The organism is Pedobacter sp. D749 (genome assembly GCF_019317285.1).
Classification (GTDB): domain Bacteria; phylum Bacteroidota; class Bacteroidia; order Sphingobacteriales; family Sphingobacteriaceae; genus Pedobacter.
In genome coordinates this window covers 2358778-2376246 of record NZ_CP079218.1, presented here as the reverse complement: position 1 = coordinate 2376246, position 17469 = coordinate 2358778, and the positions used below count along the sequence as shown (strand labels likewise).

Sequence of the window (17469 nt, the reverse complement as noted above, 5' to 3'; positions counted from 1 at the left end):
TTTGCGTCATGACCTAGGTAAATAAATCAAAAGCCAGCCGATAGGTATTGCAGTGTGCATCTACAATATCTTTGATTTCCGTAGAATAACCACCTCCCATACTTACCTGAACCGGTAAGTTTTTATCCTTGCATGCTTGTAATACCAATCTGTCGCGTTCCTTGCATGCGACTTTGCTGAGTGACAGTTTACCAAGCTTATCTGTCGAAAGTACATCCACTCCTGATAAATAAAACACGAAATCTGGTTGAGCACTTTCAAAAGCCTTTTTTAGATTGAATTTTAAAATAGATAGATATTCTTCATCCTGGACGCCATCATTTAAAGGAACATCCAGACTGGAAACTTCTTTTCTGAAAGGAAAATTTTTATCTCCGTGCATCGAAAAAGTAAATACCCTTGGCTCATTTCGAAAAATTTCTGCTGTTCCATTTCCCTGATGCACATCTAAATCAATAATTAAGATGCGTTTTGATAAACCATTATTTAGTAAATAGTTAGCCGTTATTGCCTGATCGTTTAACAGACAGAATCCTTCTCCCCAATTGCTGCCTGCATGGTGCGTCCCTCCAGCCACATTAAAAGCAATTCCATTTTTTAATGCAAAATGTGCCGCATCAATTGTTCCTTGTGTAATCCTTAATTCCCGTTCTAAGAGTTGCGCATTTAAGGGGAATCCGATCCTCCTCTGTTCTTTTTCTGAAAGTGTTAAATCTCTTAGTTGCTCCCAATAGGTTCGTTGATGCGTTAACAAGATGATATCTTCACTCACTGGCTCAGAACTAAATAGATTTTGTTCTTCTATCGTACCTTCGTGTAAAAGCTGTTCAGGTATCAATTCATATTTCAGCATCGGAAAGCGATGCCCTTCAGGTAAAGGGTGTGCGTAAAGAGGATGCCAGGCAATCTTGATCATTAGCCTAAAATCTCTCCTACATGTTTTTCGATATTGGTACAAATCTGATCTACCGGAAGATCATTCGCATCATAGCCAAACGGGTTCTCTATTTCTTCAGCTATCAGCTCCAAACTCGCTAATACATAGAGGATAAAGGGAACGATTGGCACCACAAAATAACCTAAACTGAACACCCAACCAAATGGTAGAGTGATCACATAAACAAAAATAAATTTTTTAATAAATGCGCTGTAAGAAAACGGGATTGGCGTGTTTTTAATTCTTTCGCAAGCACCACAGATATCTGTAAACTGATTAAAGTCACTGGAAAGAACAATAAACTGTTCCTGCGAAATCGAACCTTTTTCTAACAACCCGTAGAATCTGTTGGTTAAACTACCTGCTATCTGGTTTGGAACATGTTTACCTTCTTCAACTTCTATCAATAAGCTGTTCTTCCCAAAATACATTTTTTCTCTTAAATGTTCTTTTAGCGCAAAAGCATATTTAGGAATGCCGTATTCAAAAAAGCGAACATCCTCATCAGTTAGTTTAAGTGCCTTAATCTTTAAAGCCAGGTTACGGCTTACATTGGTTAATGATCCAAGCAGTTTCCTGCCTTCCCACCACCTATCATAAGCCGTATTCGTTCTGAAAACCAACAAAAGTGACAAAACAAAGCCCAATAAGCTATGCATCATGCCAATATTGGTTACATTACTCGTTTTAGAAAGCTGAAAGTAATTCAATTCAGCATAAGCAACCAGCCCCGAAAATATAGCTACCCCAAGCATTAAAGGCCAAAGCTTTCTAAAGGTGTCGCTTTTATCAATATGAAAAATGAAGGTACTCCAGTCTTTAGGGTTGTAGTTAATCATTTTTTATCTTTTCTACGTTAAAATATCTTTACTCACTTTTAATAACGCCTGTCCGGCTAAGTAAATATCTTCATAAGAGTTATAAAGTGGCACGGCACTTAAACGGATTACATCGGGTTCGCGCCAATCGCCGAGTACATTATTGTTCATTAAACCATCAAAAATTTGCTTACCGCTACGCTGGGCAATGATGGATAACTGTGCTCCTCTATCTTTAGGGTTATTTGGTGTAATGATTTTATATTGCTGAAATCCTAAATCCTTATTCACTTCATTTATAATGAATTCAAGATAAGCAGTTAAAGTAATACTTTTCTCTCTTAATGGCGCTATAAAACCTGCTTTTTCGAAAATCTGTAGCGAAGCATGGTACAAGGCCATCGGCATTACCTGCGTACAGCTCACCTGCCAGCCATCAGCCCCTGCTTCAGGAACAAAACCTTTTTCCATTTTAAAGCGTTTACTTTCCTGGTAACCCCACCACCCTGCAAAGCGATTTAATTGGGTATTACTGAAATGTTTTTCGTGAACAAAGATTCCGCTTATTCCCCCCGGACCAGAGTTTTGATATTTGTATGAGCACCAGCAGGCAAAATCAACATCCCAATCATGCAATTTAACAGGAACATTACCTGCGGCATGCGCCAGATCCCAGCCTACAATTGCCCCGATCTCATGGCCTGCTTTGGTAATGGTTTCCATGTCGTACCATTGTCCGGTGTAGTAATTTATCCCGCCAAATAAAACCAAAGCGATTTCATCTGCATTTTCTTTGATTTTAGCTATGATATCTTCGGTGCGGAGTATTTCATCGCCTTCTTTTGGAAAAACCTCTATAATCGCTTCTTTTGGATCAAAACCATGAAACCTCACTTGGCTTTCTATTGCATACTGATCGGATGGGAATGCTCCGCCTTCCATAATGATTTTGAAGCGTTTGCCTTTGGGCTGATAAAAGCTAACCATTAACAAATGGAGATTTACAGTCAAAGTATTCATCGGGCAAACTTCAGCTGGTAATGCGCCAACAATCGGGGCTATTAACTTTTTAAGTGCCTTATGGTAGAACATCCAGGGTTCGTTTCCATCAAACCATCCCTCCACAGCATAGTTTGCCCAGTTATCGAGCTGACCTTTTAAAACTTCAGATGCAACTTTAGGTTGAAGCCCTAATGAATTGCCACACAGATAAATAAAATCTTTTCCGTTGTGGTTTGGAAATAAGAACTGAGACCTGAAATGACGGAGCTGATCAGCTTCATCAAGTTTTTGTGCGAATGATAGGTTATTTTCGAAATTCATTGGCTCAAAACTACAAAAAAAGCAGGCATTGTTCCCAATCCTGCTTTTCAATTTATTTAATGCTTTTAAAATTTAATTGTATCGTGCTTGCCTAAGTCTGGCGTATCACCAGTAACAACTGCTTTTAAAATGCTGAATAATACAACAATTTTAGACGATGAAGCATCCCAGTATTCTGCCTCTTCCGGAGTAACTTTAATCAGGATTAATCTTGGGTCTTCGACTCCATCCGGAAACCATGCTTTCGCAAATGGTGAGAAATACGCTTCTTTGCGAACTTTATCATCCACAAGCTCAGCTTTACCCTTAACGGTAAGGTATGTATTATTGGATGGATCGCTGTAGGCCAGCAATACATTATTTTCTTTTGAAATTTCTTTTGATTTCAGCGAATATTCATTTGTGTAAAACCACAAACTACCATCGTCTTCGATTTTCGCAGTTCCCATTGGTCTGCTTCCAAATTCATCTGATGAAGAAAATGTGGTAAACATACATGTTCTTACACTTTCGGCCATTTCTTTAAGGATAGCTATATTTTTCTCGTTTTTCATCTTTATTTTGTTTTATAAAGACAACAGGAAGCGCGGTAAAATGTTTCTGGTAATTAAACCTTATTTGGTTTACTTACATATTTATTACCTTTAACAAAGAATCGCCAGGGCAGCAAAGCATGCTCTTTAGCATAAGCAATACCTACACGCGGTGTAGCCGCAATATCTTCTTCATTATATTTTACACCATGATCTTCGATCCAGATATCATCACCAGAAAGATTTTTTGCGTTAAAGGTTTTATCGATCCCTAATGCTTTTGCCGCAGATCCGGGTCCAGCAGAAATAGCACCTTTTGTATGAGGCATATTTCTCCGTTCTTCAATAATTTCTACACCAACTAAAGGCTCAATACCCCTGATCAAAACGGCATGAGGATCATTTTCGACGGAAGTAACCACATTAAAAAGATGATGCATACCATAACAAAGATACACATAGGCAATGCCACCTGCACCATACATGGTTTCGGTGCGGTTGGTACGGCGACCGCCATAAGCATGAGACGCTTTATCTTTTATTCCAAAATAGGCTTCTGTTTCTACGATGATTCCTGCAGTGATTTCATCACCGATTTTCGTGTACAAAACCTTACCGAGTAAATCTTTGGCAAGACCTACAACATCCTCATTCAGGTAATATTCTGGTTTTAATTTCAATATCAGATATAAATTATCTATTTAACAAAACATGAATAACTTGCTCTAAATAAATCTGATCTGTCTCATCAAATTTATTCAACACTTCACTGTCCACATCTAAAACACCAATCACTTTACCATTTACAATCAGCGGCAAAACAATTTCTGACTTCGAAGCAGATGCGCAGGCAATGTGTCCGGGAAACGCATCAACATCAGGAACAATAATAGTTGCTGCCTGCTCCCATGAAGCCCCGCACACTCCTTTTCCTCTTTTAATCCTTGTGCAGGCCACCGGACCTTGAAACGGGCCCAATACCAGTTCATCCTGTTTTACCAGGTAAAAACCTACCCAAAACCAACCAAACTGTTCTTTTAGTGCAGCAGCAACATTTGCCAGGTTGGCTATAAAATCTGTTTCACCATACAATAATGCCTCAATTTGAGGGATGATAGATTGGTACTGCTCTTCTTTCGATATGTTTCGGGTAATGGTTAAATCTTCTGCCATGTTTATTGCGTTTACAGCCAAAGTTAATCATGATTTACCAAACGCAACTGTAAAGATGATTTAATGACGAAAATTTGAACGACAACCTATTTCTAAAATTATTAGTTTTGAGCCTTATCAATTTAATTAATGATTGTAGCCTTAACCATTACGAAATTCCATCGCCTAACCATTCCTTTTGCATTTATCGGCATGGCGGTTTTAAGATTGCCGCTATGGCTAAATAAAACATGTAGATTCTGGAAATTAATGGGAAGCGGAAAAGATGCTCAGGTAGATCTTGCACCAGATTATAAGCATTGGGCGGTACTTACTGCCTGGGATAATAGAAACGATTGTGATCGTTTTTATGGTAATTCTTTTGTTGTAAAATGGTTTAATTTTTTTGGGATCGAAAGTTTTACCATCTTACTAAATCCTTTATCCAGTCATGGCTTATGGTCAGGAATAGAGCCGTTTAAAATTTCAAAAACCAAGAGTCAGCACCAGGGTAAAATAGCAGTGATCACCCGCGCAGCTATTAAATTTAATAAATTAAAAGAGTTTAGGCAGAATATAAAACGGGCAGCGAATGCCATGAGAAATGCTCCTGGGTTTGTTCTTTCTGCCGGAGTTGGTGAAAATCCCTTTTTTGATCAGGCTACTTTTTCGATATGGGAAAGCGCTGAAAGCATGAAGGCTTACGCCTATCAATCACACGATCATTCAGACGTTATTAAACTCACCAGGGAGCGTAAATGGTATAATGAAGAGTTGTTTGCCCGTTTCGCTATTATAGATAGTTGGGGTACGCTTAATGGTGTATGTATTGAATCGTAAATAAAATATAAATAAATGAGAGTAGTAGCAGAACTTCCACATCCGGAATGTAAGATTACCATTTTTTCGATGAACCAGAAATTCATCATCAAATTTGAACAGGGTACTTTTGAGCAAAGTTATAAACTGGCTGAGCTTGACCTGAGTGGAGGAGGCGTAAATGATGTATTCGAAATTTTGGATGAAGAATTTATCCAGACTGTTATCGCTAAATTTAAGATTATGCGCACCGACTTTACAGCAGCATATAACAGGCATCAATATTAGAAATAATCGAATCAATTTATTGATTTACAACACGTTAAATGAGTATACAGAATTATATTCTGAATTTAAGGGTGTTTTTGGAGTTGAAATGATGTGGTGTTGATAGTTTTTATTAAGATAAAGCAGTATAAGTTATTGATATATTGATTTTTGAATTATTATACAAAATATAATTTTGACACTTGATTTAGCCAAATAAATGGGAGGTTTAGTGATTTTGGGATGAAACAAGAATTACTTTGTAAAAAACATCTTTCAATAAAATTCCATGCAAAGGTCGTCATTTCGACCGCAGTGGAGAAATCTTTTACCACAGTTTAAAGATTTCTCCATTCGCTGCGCTTCAGTCGAAATGACGATCACCAGTTCCTACCCCACAACTCCTTTGTTTATCAAACACAAATCTCTAGGCATTAGGCAAGATAAAGCTGCAATTAAATAAAATCTGTGTTTATCCGTGTGCATCCGTGGTTAAAATGTAGATTTATCAGTTTGAAACGAAATAACAAAATGGGTTTTAAACAGAAACCACTGTATCGTGTACTACTACCCTGTACCAGTTTTGAGAGAATTTTTCTACCGCATCTAAATGTGTTTTATCTTCCTGGTACGCGTTATGATCTGCAATGTTGGCAAATGTAATGGTTAAAGAGTATGTAAAAGAGTTATCAGTTACGGGGCGTACAGGCGTATTAGCCGCCAGGCCGTAACTTAATGTTTTAATATATTTTATTGGTTTTAAACTTTCGAAGAAGTTGGCGAAATCTGCGATTTCGGTTTTAGTCAGTTGAGGTTTTAACCAGAACATTACGAAGTGTTGAATCTGTCCTTTATCAGCGGTATGGATTTCTGTCATGGGTTCTTTTTTCTTTAAATATATTAATCATTTTTTATTAGACATAAAAAAAGTCCTGATGTAAATCAGGACTTTTCATATCTTTTAAAAAAGATTAGTTTTTAGGCTGTACCCGACCAGATTTTCTGTCTTCGCCTCTACCGATTAAATAACCGCCACCAGCTCCAACTAATCCGCCGATTATAGCACCTCTACCTTTTTTCTTATCGATTAAAGCACCACCAACTGCTCCTGCTGCACCACCAATAACTGCACCTTTAGCTGCGTCGCTCCAACCTTTTTTCTTTGCTGTTGGTTGTGTACCACCGTATGCAGCACTTGAACTACCACCAGAGCTTGCATACGATCTTGATGATCTTGACGACGCTGCTCCTGCCTTTCTGGCTGCTATTAATTCTGCCTGGTGTTTAGCTTCTTTTTCTTGCTCTGCTTTAGCCACTTCTGCTTTTTTAAAGCTATCTAATCTTAAACTGTCTTTTACTGCTTTAATTGCTAATTCCTTGTCAGCTTGTTGTTGTTTTAATGCAGCTTCTTCTTTTGCTTTATTGTTACAAGCAAATAAAACTGAAGAACTTAATGCGATTACTACCAATATCTTTTTCATAACTTTTAATTTTTTTAATGACACTTGTTCAGCTACCTAACCTCGCTAAACAGGTTTCAATGGATGTGTGATTTAGTTAATTACCAGTACTAAAGAAAAAATGATGCCAAAATGTTTTGAAAATGGAAAATTATTCCACTAAGTCTGAATACCAGAAGCCGGAAAGTGCTGAGGTTGAGCATGGTGAATCTTCATTTTCTTCCGTTTTCTTTGGTGTATTATAAGTTCTGAATACCTTCTCAACTATGGTAAAAGCGATTTTTTTCCTAAATATTGGTCCCTCAAAGGCGAAAGTATGAAACTCTCCGTTTTCTCCGCAAGGGTCAATTTCTGCAGGTAATTGATTAATTAAATCCATACTGATTACTTTTCCACAAAAGTTTTCGAGATTTTGTTGCGTGCAAACAATGATGGTTTTATAGCTCAGATTCAAGAATTCTTCAATTAGTTCTTTAGTATTTTTCTGCCACAATGGAAAAATTGCAGTAATTTCTATTTCTGCTAATTTGTTTTCGCGGTATGTTCGTAAATCTTCCAGAAAGATATCACCAAAAATAGAGTGTGTGATGCCTTCTTCTTTAAACTTAGTGAGGTGTTGTTTCATTGTACGATCGTAGGTTTCCATATCAGGCATTTCTCCTAAACGGATCTGATACAATGGAATACCAATGCTTTCAGCCTGTTTAATCAGCAGGGCTTCTCTAACACCATGCATGGATACCCTATTGTACTTTTCTGTGACCGTGGTAATGAGGTAACGGATTTCTATAGTTTGGTCTAGTAAGGCATAGTGGAGTGCCAAAGTACTGTCTTTACCTCCGCTCCAGTTAAAAATACAAATCTTTTTATCTGGCATTCGACAACAGTCCTTTTAACTCTGCAACACCTTCGACTGCATTTTTCTCGATATTGATTACGTTTTTATAACGTTTTACATCTGGTGTCTTAGGATCAATGATGTATTTGTCGATCACAGATGGCACAAAGTCTATCAGGCCTGCTGCCGGATAAACGGCTAATGATGTACCAATAATTGCAAATACGTCGGCCTGTTTACAAAGTTTAGCCGCTACTTCTATTATCGGAACGGCTTCACCAAACCAAACTACATGGGGCCTGAGCTGAGAACCGAATTCGCATAACTCGCCCATTTTAATTTCAGCGCCTGTAATGGGATAAACTAATTCTGATTTTAAATCGGATTGCGATTTGGTAATTACACCATGAAGATGGGTAACTTTGGTTGATCCTGCCCTTTCATGCAAATCATCAATATTTTGGGTAATAATTTCTACATCAAAATCTTTTTCCAGTTCTGCCAATAAATGATGGGCATGGTTGGGTTTTGCAGCTAAAACCTGTCTTCTTCTTTCGTTATAGAACTCCTGTACTAATTCCGGATTTCTTTCCCAGGCTTCGGGTGTGGCCACATCATATATATTGTAACCTTCCCACAAACCATCAGCATCCCTGAATGTTTTTAATCCACTTTCGGCACTGATCCCTGCTCCTGTTAACACAACTAATTTCATATATATTACACTGATTGTAGTGATTGCGCGTAATTGATAAACTTCTTAGCCATATTTTCATCAGCTTTAAAAATCTCCGGGTGGAACATGCAAGCTAAAGCTTCAATACCTTCTACCAAAGTACCAATGCTTGGCTGGGTAAACATATCAAAGTCGGCAATATAAACCTGATTATTCTTTACGGCTTCTAAATTATCCCATCCTGGTTTTGAGGTGAGCAGCGCCATTTCTTCAAGACTTCTTTTTTGATCGAACCCACAAGGAGCAATTACCAAAACTTCTGGATTGTACTTCAGAATCTTTTCCCATGGAGTAACAATCGAATCACCAGCAGGGTTGGAAAGCATATCAACACCACCAGCTGCAGCAATCTGAAAAGGAATCCAATGTCCGCAATTATAGATCGGTTCGATCCATTCCATCAGCATGATCCTTTTTAACGGTGCCCGGTTAGCCCTAAGCTGATCTAAAATATAATCTGTTTTCTTTTGTAAGCTTGCGAGGTAATTTAAAGCCACTTCTTCCTTACCCAAAGCTTTGGCAATGGTTATGGCACATTCGAATACATCCTGTAAGTTATTTGGCGATAAAGGAACCAGCGTAGGTAGTTTGCTTAGCTTCATTACGGCCGTTTCTGTACAAACGGTATCGATATTACAAACCTCGCAGATATCCTGTGTAAAAACCACGTCGGGCGCTATGCTTTCTAACAACTCATCATCTACCCAATACAGACTTTTACCCTGCGCTTTTGAGGCTGAAAATATGCGATCGATTTCGATACTTGAATAGTTTTTGCCTTCGAGGATACAGCGGACAACTTTTGGCTGATCTACTGCCTCTTTAGGGCATTCGAATGTTACGCCATGCAGGTATTCTTGCAGGCCCATATCGTAAATCATTTTGGTAGCGGCAGGTAAAAAAGAAACAACTTTCATTTGGATGTAAGATGTAATAGGTAAAATGGAATTGATTTTCGAAGTTAAAAAAAATCCTCTTTTGAATCGAATCAAAAGAGGATTTCTATTTTTTTGTTTGGTGAGCCACCAATCAGTTAATTATAACTTTTGCGTTTGCAGCTTTAATACCGGGTATTTTACTTTCAAGATTTCGAAAGCTCCAAAAAGTAATGCGCCGTAAATCACAGTTCCTTCTAAGAATCTAATCTCGAATGGAATAGCTTTGACTAAACACGTCCAAAAACCGGCAATATCTTGCGTATATGCAGGGTTATGGTACCATACACCAATATCGCTTACAATCCAGTGGATTAAAACAATAACTAAGGTTGATGCCAACAGATTTACTATGCTTACATTTTTAAGCATTATTCTACCAACCAACACCATCAAAGCAAAGGCAATATAGGTCCAATACCAGCCTTCATAAAGAAAACCACTGCTGTATTTGCTAAAGATGGTGGCCGATAAAATCAAATCACTTAAGAACAAGCTTAATAACGGGAAGGCAAATGCTTTTAAATTATCTTTAAAATAGGCTCCTCCAAATAAAGCTACAGCACCTATTGATGAGAAATTGGCGAACTTTAATTCATCAGAGTTGAATGTTACCAATAAACGGAATGCCGTTATGGCCAATATCATCAACAGCAAAATTAAGGTGCGTGGATTAAATTTTAAATGAGACATTTTATTTTGGTTAATACGTATGAGGCAAAGTTAAATTTTTATTAGCGGATATTAAAACTTACACCTGTATTAAAGTTAAAGCCTGGTGTATTGTAGCCAATAATTTCAGTATATTTTTTATTCAGGATATTTTTGGCATCAAAAAATACTTTCACGCGTTTTTTAGCAAGGGCATATTCTACATATGCATTTAACAGGTTATATGATGGCATCTCTTCATCTAAATAAGATATAAAATTGGTATCGAAACGTTTGCCAAAATAACGGAAGTTGACACTTGCATATAGGTTGCTGGTTGCCTGTGCACCTGCATTAATGCCGAAGGTGTGTTTTGGTCTACGGATTAAAAAATTGGTTGTTCCCGTATTTCCTTCAACAAAAGCATAGTAACCATTAATATTGAAAACACTGAATTTTGCCGCTGGCTCAATCTCAAAACCTTTATACTTTTGGTTACCCTGATTAATATAACCAGTGGTGTAAACGATAGCATCAGTTAAATCGCGTTTAAAACCTGTAATGCGCAAAGTAAATGCTTCTTCATCGATATTTAAGTTTACACCAGCCTCATAATTTTGAGATTTTTCTGGTTTCAGATCAAGATTGGCACCATATTGACCAAACAACATATTCAGTGTAGGAACTTTGAATGCAGTAGATACTGTTCCAAATAATTTTACTTCTTTAATAATGTTAATGCTTGGGGTAACTGAGTAGGTATAGTTTTCGCCATATTGGTCATGTTTATTGTAACGTCCGCCTACTTCCAGGTTAAAAATACTTAAATCATGTAAGAACAATGATCCATAAGCAGCGAAGATATTGGTTGTTGGGTTTTTGGTATCAGTAACTAATTTCATTTTTCTGTTGTCGATACCTACCAATAAATCTAATTTATTACCCAGTTTCTGGTTGTAGAATAAATCAACTACATTAAGTTTACCGAAGTTTAAAAAATTACTTGGAAAACCTGCATAACTAGACTTTACATCATTTGAATTGCTCTCGTGGCTATAATTTAACGTTATTTTACCAGTATTGAATTTGTATTCTGAATTGAAGCCCGCACTAAACTGCTTTAAAATAGAGTTATTAGTTGGTAAGCCATCGGCAAACGCACCTTCATCTATTTTATAATCTCCATAGAAATAACGCAGAAAAGGGTTAACAGAGAAATGTTTGTCGAGTTTAATCCCGAAATTGGCATTTAAACCATCTGTTTTAAAACCGTCTTTATCAAACATGGCTGTACTTCCAACTGGCGCAACGGCTTCCGAAATACCATCAGTTTTAAAATGCGTGTAGTTAATATTGTAAGAAAAATCTTCTACACCACCATTTAAACCGATAGTTCCTTTGTAAGTTTCGAAGCTGCCTGCACTGGCTACACCGTAAATGGTATTTCCTTTAGGTCCACCCTTTTTAGTTACAATATTGATTACGCCTGCAACGGCATCTGATCCGTAAATGGTAGACTGACCACCTTTTAAAATCTCGATATGATCGATCTGGTCAATGGAGAACAGACGTAGATCGAAGGTTCCGCTAATGCTTGAAGGATCATTCTGTATAATACCATCTATTAATACCAGAGTGTAACCACTGCCCGATCCCCTGAAAAAGATACTTTTATCTTTTCCCTGGTTGCTGTTTCCTCCGCTGATGATGATACCAGCCTGTTCATTTAATAAATCGGGTAATGATTTGCCATTGCTGCGATCTAATACTTCGCGACTGATGATAGTGACCACTTTTCCGGTCTGGGATTGTTTCTGGTCATTTTTAGTTGCAGAAATTACAACATCTTTAAGCTGCAAACTGTCTTGAGTTTGAGCATTAGCCACCTGGCCAATCATTAACTGTGCTAGCCCTAAACTGGCTACAGTTAGCATTCTTTTTTTGTTCATTTGATTGTGGATTTGCCCACGGCCAACAGATTAGAAAAGGAAATGAAAATACGAACAACGTTAATATCTCAATCCTAGCTTCAATCCCCGAAAGCTATGAAATTAAACGCTAAAGGCAGGTCTTCTGACTTACTCCCGTTTTTTCCGTCTTCCCGCTCAGTAGTTAATTGGGCAGTGACTTAAGAATTGAAAAACGTTACAGAGCTTACAGCTGCGGGACAGTTACAGATTTACACTGTATTCCCTTTTAATCCCGGTTGTAAGCCGGGAACCAAAAGCGCCGCAAAGGTAGTAAAAAGAGTGGAGAGCCAAAAGCAGTTTAATAAGTCTATTAGGTTGCTCTATCTTTATGAAATAGTGGAGAATATTTAGAATTAAAATTTTCCTTTGAAAAGCATTTTCAGTAATGCTGGGAAACGCCATTTCCGTTATTCGCTATAGCTCGGTGGAAACCGGAGGCTACAGCTACTACCAGGTTTATAAATGAGGGCTTATAGTATAAAATCAAGCTTCATAAAAAAGGCCTGCAATGATTTGCAGACCTTTAACATTTGAGGCGTAATAATTTTAATGAAAGATTGCTAAATCATTAAAAAATATCTTTGTAAAATCGGTAGTAACGCCATCACCACCGTATTTAATTCTTTTAACCAATGCACCTGTAGATGCATTATAAATCAATAAGTAGTTTACGGTAGCAGCTGCCCCATAATTTTGAATTCCGTTTACTACGATATAATCTCTGTTTTTATCGTAACGGATGGCTCCGTAAACCATAAAAGGATCTTCGCTTATATTAATAAATGGCTGCGATAGCGATGTTTTATCACCATCAATGTATTTATAAATTGCCTTTCCTGAGTGATAGAAAACGGCATTTTCTTTTGTTGATGAGGTAATGCGGGTCGGTGCATCCAATCCAAATGTTCCTATTGACACAGGTAATGCTATACCTGCTGTATCTAAGTTATTATCAATGGCAATTAACCTGCTACCCGTAGATGCCCAAATTTTTCCATTAGGTGTTTGAGCAAAACCTCTGTTAATACCGGAGAAACTTTTAATTAGTGAATAATTATTAGCGGATACAATTTTGGCACCATTGCTCTGCAACAGGTAAATGTAATCGCCTTTTTTCCACATGTCGCCGGTATTCACTGCACCAACTGAAGTCAGTTTATTTTGTACGGCTAATGTGTTCAGATCAATCTGGTAAACACCATCGTTTGCACTCACCAATCCCCTGTTTCCATCAACCTGTATAATACTTATCCAGTTGCTGGCTTCCTGTACATATCTTGCTTCTTCTTTTAAGGTGTATTCGTTTATTTTTACAATCGGGCCATTTACCTTGCACATTAAATAAATACTTCCGTTAATAACCGAAGCAAACTGCAACGTACTGGTTTTGGCAGCATTTGATAGTATTTTACCTGGATTTTCTTTTTCATAAGCCCTGATATTAAGGGTATCATCACCATAACGGTAAAAACTCACTGCGCCCGAATTTTGGCCATAAGAACCTTCCCCAATTACAAAAAAGCCATTTTCGTATTTACCTACAACCGGATCTATCTGCAGGTTTTCTATACTGTCCTTTTTACAAGCGTATAAGCCGGTAGTTAAAACTAATGCCCCTATCAGAAGCTGTTTTAAGTTCAATTGTTTCATTATAATATATTGTGTTATTTATTTTTTAAAAGTTTAAGATCAACCGCTCCGCCAAATTCTGTTGAGATTTCGCCTAAATAGCGCGACCGCTCATTATCATTATCCGGACTGAAAGGATTTCCATTGCTATTCTGGCCGGTATATACCTTTACAAAATCGATAGCGGTGAGATTTACTTTTTTTCCGGCTGCATCTACTGCCCAATCAATATCGAAGGTGTTATATCCTCTCCCCAGCGATTCCTGCAAAGCGATGTACTCACTCGATCCATTATCAGAATAGCCAAATGCGAAAGGTTTATTGGTGATGATTTCTCCAGGGTTCAATGTATTTTTAAGCAAAGTTCCGGTGAAAGAAATTTCGTTTGTAGTTGCCCATGAAGGGAAATAATCCTGCGCATGAAACTGGTTTCTCAGCACAAAGCCTTCTTTACCCTGATTATCCGTCCAGCGTACATCATCCGTTACTTTTGAGGGTTTGTAATAGGTGATTATATAATTTTTGATGGTCGGTGAGGCATTGTATTCACTTCCGGCAAGTTCATACCAAACATCATCAGGCAATCCATTTTTGTTTAGATCCTGCATTACGCACACGATGCCGGGCTCCGAGAATTCCATATCCATGCCAATTAAGGGGTTGCCATAAATACCGAGGTCGGCACCGGCTGCATTAGTCACACTGTGATCGAAACCAAATACGATAAAACCACCATAAGCGCCAAGTGAAACCAGACCATTGCCAGCGCTACCGATCAATATGTCCGTTTTAACCAGATCGTTGGTAAACTGCCCGGGAGCTTGTTTGAATTCGTATATTTTGTTTAAATAAGGAGATTGATTAGCAACAGGCTTTTCTCCCGTTCCATCTTTTTCAACTGCACTTTCCTTTTTACATGAGAAAAGTACAGTTGATAAAAGCATTAAGCTGATAATAGATTTTGTTTTCATATTTTAAAGTCCGGGGCAGATGTCGGAAGACAGAAGTTGATATTGCTAAGAATTTAATCTTTGCCCTTCAAACTGTTGTCCTACGATTCTTTGGCCATTTTCTTGAATTGAATTAAGATTGCATTAATCCTGTTTTGATCGATACTATTTTATACCTAAATCCATAGCACCTTTAACCTCGGTTGATATTTCGCCCAAAAGTGTATTTCCTTTTTCCCTTTGTCCGGTGTATACTTTCACGAAATCGATGGTATTTAGAGCGATTTTCTTTCCATTTTTATCAACTGCCCAATCTAAATCAAAACTGTTATATCTTTTAGTGGCATAATCATCATCGATAGACCAGCTGTCCGTATAACCCCATGCAAATGCACTGTTAATGAAAATACCGCCGTTTTTACCCCAAGAAGATGGAAGCATAGTTCCTTTTAAAGTTAGTTTTTCCTGATCAGGCGCAAATTCAGGGTAGAAATTATGCTTGTGGAAGTTGTTTACATCATAAGTACCGCTGTTACCCTGGTTATCCGTCCAGTTTACATTGGCAAAGCCTTTTGGATTGGTATAAGTGATTTCGTAATTTTTAATGGTTAATGGGTTATTGTATTCGCTACCAGCCAGTTCATACCATTCATCATCAGGTTTTCCGTTACCGTTTACATCCTGGCTTACCATTACAATCCCCGGCTCAGCCCATGGCGTTGTACCTCCGATCGGATTACCGTAAACAGCCAGATCTGCGCCTGCATTATTCACTACAGAATGATCGAAGCCAAAAATAACATAACCACCAAAGCCTCCTAAGCTGATGAGACCGGTTTTGTTTACATCACCAATAATTTTTTGTGCGCCAGCCAGGCTACCCAAATTCTCATTAATAAACTGGCCAGGTGCTGGGAGGTATTCGAAAACAGCAGTGATATATTTGGTGCTATTCGGTGTAATTTCTACCACCGGAACCGGAACAGTTACTGTGTATTTGTGAGCAAACGATCCAGTGTTATTACTTGCGGTATACTCAATAACATAAGTGCCGGCTTTAGTTGGCGTAAAATCGTAATTATAGACATTACTTACCACTTTACCATCCAACTTCCATTGGTGATTAAACTCAATGCCATTGTTAGTTCCGGCAGCAAAAGCGATTTTGGTATTTACTTTTGATGTCATTGTTTCTCCTTTAATGGTGAGGTTAACATCTGGTGCAACTTCAGTGTCTTTTTTACAACTGTAGATCAGGGTTGCAATACCGAGCATTACTATTAGATAAGTTTTTTTCATGTGTTATTGATTATTTATTTTTTGGATACTTTTATTATTCGTATTTATAATTGTAATTGAATACGGCATGTTGCGGCAAACCTGCAGTTTTAAAGCTGAACTTTACTTTTCCATCCGTCCCAAAGCAATAAGTAAGACCCTCGCTGTTGTTGTAGTTATTGGCATCGGCAACCACAACCTCTTTGCTGAATGGATTAATGGTGATTCCATAAATGGTATTAATAACCTGCCCATCAGTAATTAAACTTGCACCTAAGGCGCCACTAGTGGTATTAAGGGCTTTAATATCAGGGCTGCTGTAAATATCTTTAGATAGATAAGCTGTTGATCCATTGATGGCAATAGCACCCAGATCATAATTGTAAGATGCAATTTTGGTATCCGTAGCGCTGCTGATCCTATCCAATGATGGATTGTTATTAATGATATAGTCATTCCAGCATACCACGAACAAATCACCATTATCGGCCGCTTGTATCCTTACGGGATTATTGTTTACGGCAATATCTTTCGTTTTGGTAAAGGTTGCTAAATCGATTACTGATACCTTGTTTTTTGCTCCGTTCTGATAATAAGGATGTGAAGAATTGCACACATATAACTTGCCATTAGCTACTGCCAGTTGTTCAAGTCCTTCCGATAAGGTAATTTCACCATCAACAGCCATCGATGCGGTATCGATACGGCTCACTTTTCCATCATATCTCGAAACGTAAGCTTTATCTTTGTAGAAAGCTACAAACCTTGGGATATAACCATCAGTGGTCGAATTGAATGGAATTCTTTTTAGTGATTTACAGGTTTTAATATCAATAATATCCAAAAACGATTGTTTTGTACCCTGAATACCTGCTACGACGCAATACATTTTGCTGCCATATTGCTCTAAATCGTTTGCGGTTTCTCCTAACGATACGCCATTTACCTGTTTGTAATAATCGGCAACTGCAGTTTTGGTTGCTACATCATAATAGGAAATGGCACTGTTATTATTCCCCATCAATCCTTCGCAAAGCATATAAATCCCTTTGGTGTCTGTAATGATCTGTTTTTTTTCCACTATCTCTGATCTATCCTTTTTACAGGCAGAAATAGACACAGCCGTTGCGGCGAGGATAATTAAAATGTGTTTTTTGTAAAATTTGCTCATGG

General features: G+C 37.8%; 19 protein-coding genes and 1 riboswitch. Of the genes, 2 read left to right on the top strand and 17 right to left on the bottom strand.

Annotation, left to right across the window (positions count from 1 at the left end; all coding sequences use genetic code 11):
- Positions 1-13: 13 nt before the first annotated feature.
- The 6 genes from KYH19_RS09535 to KYH19_RS09510 all read right to left on the bottom strand — a co-directional run bounded on the left by KYH19_RS09535 (position 14) and on the right by KYH19_RS09510 (position 4784).
- A complete protein-coding gene (locus tag KYH19_RS09535) occupies positions 14-916 on the bottom strand; it encodes a histone deacetylase (RefSeq protein WP_219078510.1) in 903 nt (300 codons plus the stop codon).
- Entirely contained in the window at positions 916-1776 is an 861-nt protein-coding gene (locus tag KYH19_RS09530) for a bestrophin family protein (protein WP_132397696.1), read from the bottom strand. Before KYH19_RS09530 ends, KYH19_RS09535 begins: the two co-directional genes overlap by 1 nt.
- A gap of 12 nt (positions 1777-1788) precedes the next feature.
- Positions 1789-3078, bottom strand: a complete 1290-nt coding sequence (gene kynU, locus KYH19_RS09525) for a kynureninase (RefSeq protein WP_219078509.1) — start codon at positions 3076-3078, stop codon at positions 1789-1791.
- Between the two features lie 65 nt (positions 3079-3143).
- Positions 3144-3632, bottom strand: coding sequence for a pyridoxamine 5'-phosphate oxidase family protein (locus KYH19_RS09520; RefSeq protein ID WP_219078508.1), 489 nt, complete (start codon positions 3630-3632; stop codon positions 3144-3146).
- 53 nt (positions 3633-3685) lie between these two features.
- Positions 3686-4291 carry a DNA-3-methyladenine glycosylase gene (locus tag KYH19_RS09515; RefSeq protein ID WP_219078507.1) on the bottom strand — a complete coding sequence of 202 codons (606 nt, stop codon included), beginning with the start codon at positions 4289-4291 and terminating at the stop codon, positions 3686-3688.
- Positions 4292-4304: 13 nt separating this feature from the next.
- The gene (locus KYH19_RS09510; protein ID WP_219078506.1) at positions 4305-4784 is read right to left on the bottom strand and encodes a GAF domain-containing protein; all 480 of its coding nucleotides are present in this window, start codon (positions 4782-4784) and stop codon (positions 4305-4307) included.
- Positions 4785-4913: 129 nt separating this feature from the next.
- Between KYH19_RS09510 and KYH19_RS09505 the strand changes: the two genes are divergently transcribed.
- Together KYH19_RS09505 and KYH19_RS09500 are read left to right on the top strand one after the other, a co-directional pair.
- Positions 4914-5603, top strand: a complete 690-nt coding sequence (locus KYH19_RS09505) for a DUF3291 domain-containing protein (RefSeq protein ID WP_219078505.1) — start codon at positions 4914-4916, stop codon at positions 5601-5603.
- A gap of 15 nt (positions 5604-5618) precedes the next feature.
- A complete protein-coding gene (locus KYH19_RS09500; RefSeq protein WP_147230439.1) occupies positions 5619-5870 on the top strand; it encodes a hypothetical protein in 252 nt (83 codons plus the stop codon).
- Positions 5871-6387: 517 nt separating this feature from the next.
- On the opposite strand, the gene KYH19_RS09495 is transcribed toward KYH19_RS09500, so the two are convergent.
- From KYH19_RS09495 to KYH19_RS09445, 11 genes are all read right to left on the bottom strand, one after another.
- The gene (locus tag KYH19_RS09495) at positions 6388-6726 is read right to left on the bottom strand and encodes a Dabb family protein (RefSeq protein ID WP_219078504.1); all 339 of its coding nucleotides are present in this window, start codon (positions 6724-6726) and stop codon (positions 6388-6390) included.
- 94 nt (positions 6727-6820) lie between these two features.
- Entirely contained in the window at positions 6821-7330 is a 510-nt protein-coding gene (locus KYH19_RS09490; RefSeq protein WP_219078503.1) for a YMGG-like glycine zipper-containing protein, read from the bottom strand.
- A gap of 130 nt (positions 7331-7460) precedes the next feature.
- On the bottom strand, positions 7461-8186 hold the full coding sequence (locus tag KYH19_RS09485; protein WP_219078502.1) for a diphthine--ammonia ligase: 726 nt from the start codon (positions 8184-8186) through the stop codon (positions 7461-7463).
- A complete protein-coding gene (locus tag KYH19_RS09480; protein WP_219078501.1) occupies positions 8176-8862 on the bottom strand; it encodes a Sir2 family NAD-dependent protein deacetylase in 687 nt (228 codons plus the stop codon). The genes KYH19_RS09485 and KYH19_RS09480 overlap by 11 nt, the downstream gene beginning before the upstream one ends.
- Positions 8863-8867: 5 nt before the next feature.
- Positions 8868-9800 (bottom strand): ABC transporter substrate-binding protein, encoded by a 933-nt coding sequence (locus KYH19_RS09475; RefSeq protein WP_219078500.1) that lies wholly within the window; start codon positions 9798-9800, stop codon positions 8868-8870.
- Between the two features lie 120 nt (positions 9801-9920).
- Positions 9921-10511, bottom strand: coding sequence for a DUF6580 family putative transport protein (locus KYH19_RS09470; RefSeq protein ID WP_219078499.1), 591 nt, complete (start codon positions 10509-10511; stop codon positions 9921-9923).
- A gap of 41 nt (positions 10512-10552) precedes the next feature.
- Entirely contained in the window at positions 10553-12418 is a 1866-nt protein-coding gene (locus KYH19_RS09465) for a TonB-dependent siderophore receptor (protein ID WP_219078498.1), read from the bottom strand.
- Between the two features lie 96 nt (positions 12419-12514).
- Positions 12515-12709, bottom strand: a riboswitch (cobalamin riboswitch).
- A gap of 276 nt (positions 12710-12985) precedes the next feature.
- On the bottom strand, positions 12986-14089 hold the full coding sequence (locus tag KYH19_RS09460) for a DUF5074 domain-containing protein (RefSeq protein WP_219078497.1): 1104 nt from the start codon (positions 14087-14089) through the stop codon (positions 12986-12988).
- Positions 14090-14103: 14 nt separating this feature from the next.
- Entirely contained in the window at positions 14104-15039 is a 936-nt protein-coding gene (locus KYH19_RS09455; RefSeq protein ID WP_219078496.1) for a PKD domain-containing protein, read from the bottom strand.
- 144 nt (positions 15040-15183) lie between these two features.
- Positions 15184-16317: a PKD domain-containing protein gene (locus KYH19_RS09450; protein ID WP_219078495.1), complete on the bottom strand. Its 1134-nt coding sequence runs from the start codon at positions 16315-16317 to the stop codon at positions 15184-15186.
- Positions 16318-16351: 34 nt separating this feature from the next.
- A complete protein-coding gene (locus KYH19_RS09445; protein WP_219078494.1) occupies positions 16352-17467 on the bottom strand; it encodes a YncE family protein in 1116 nt (371 codons plus the stop codon).
- Positions 17468-17469: the final 2 nt, after the last annotated feature.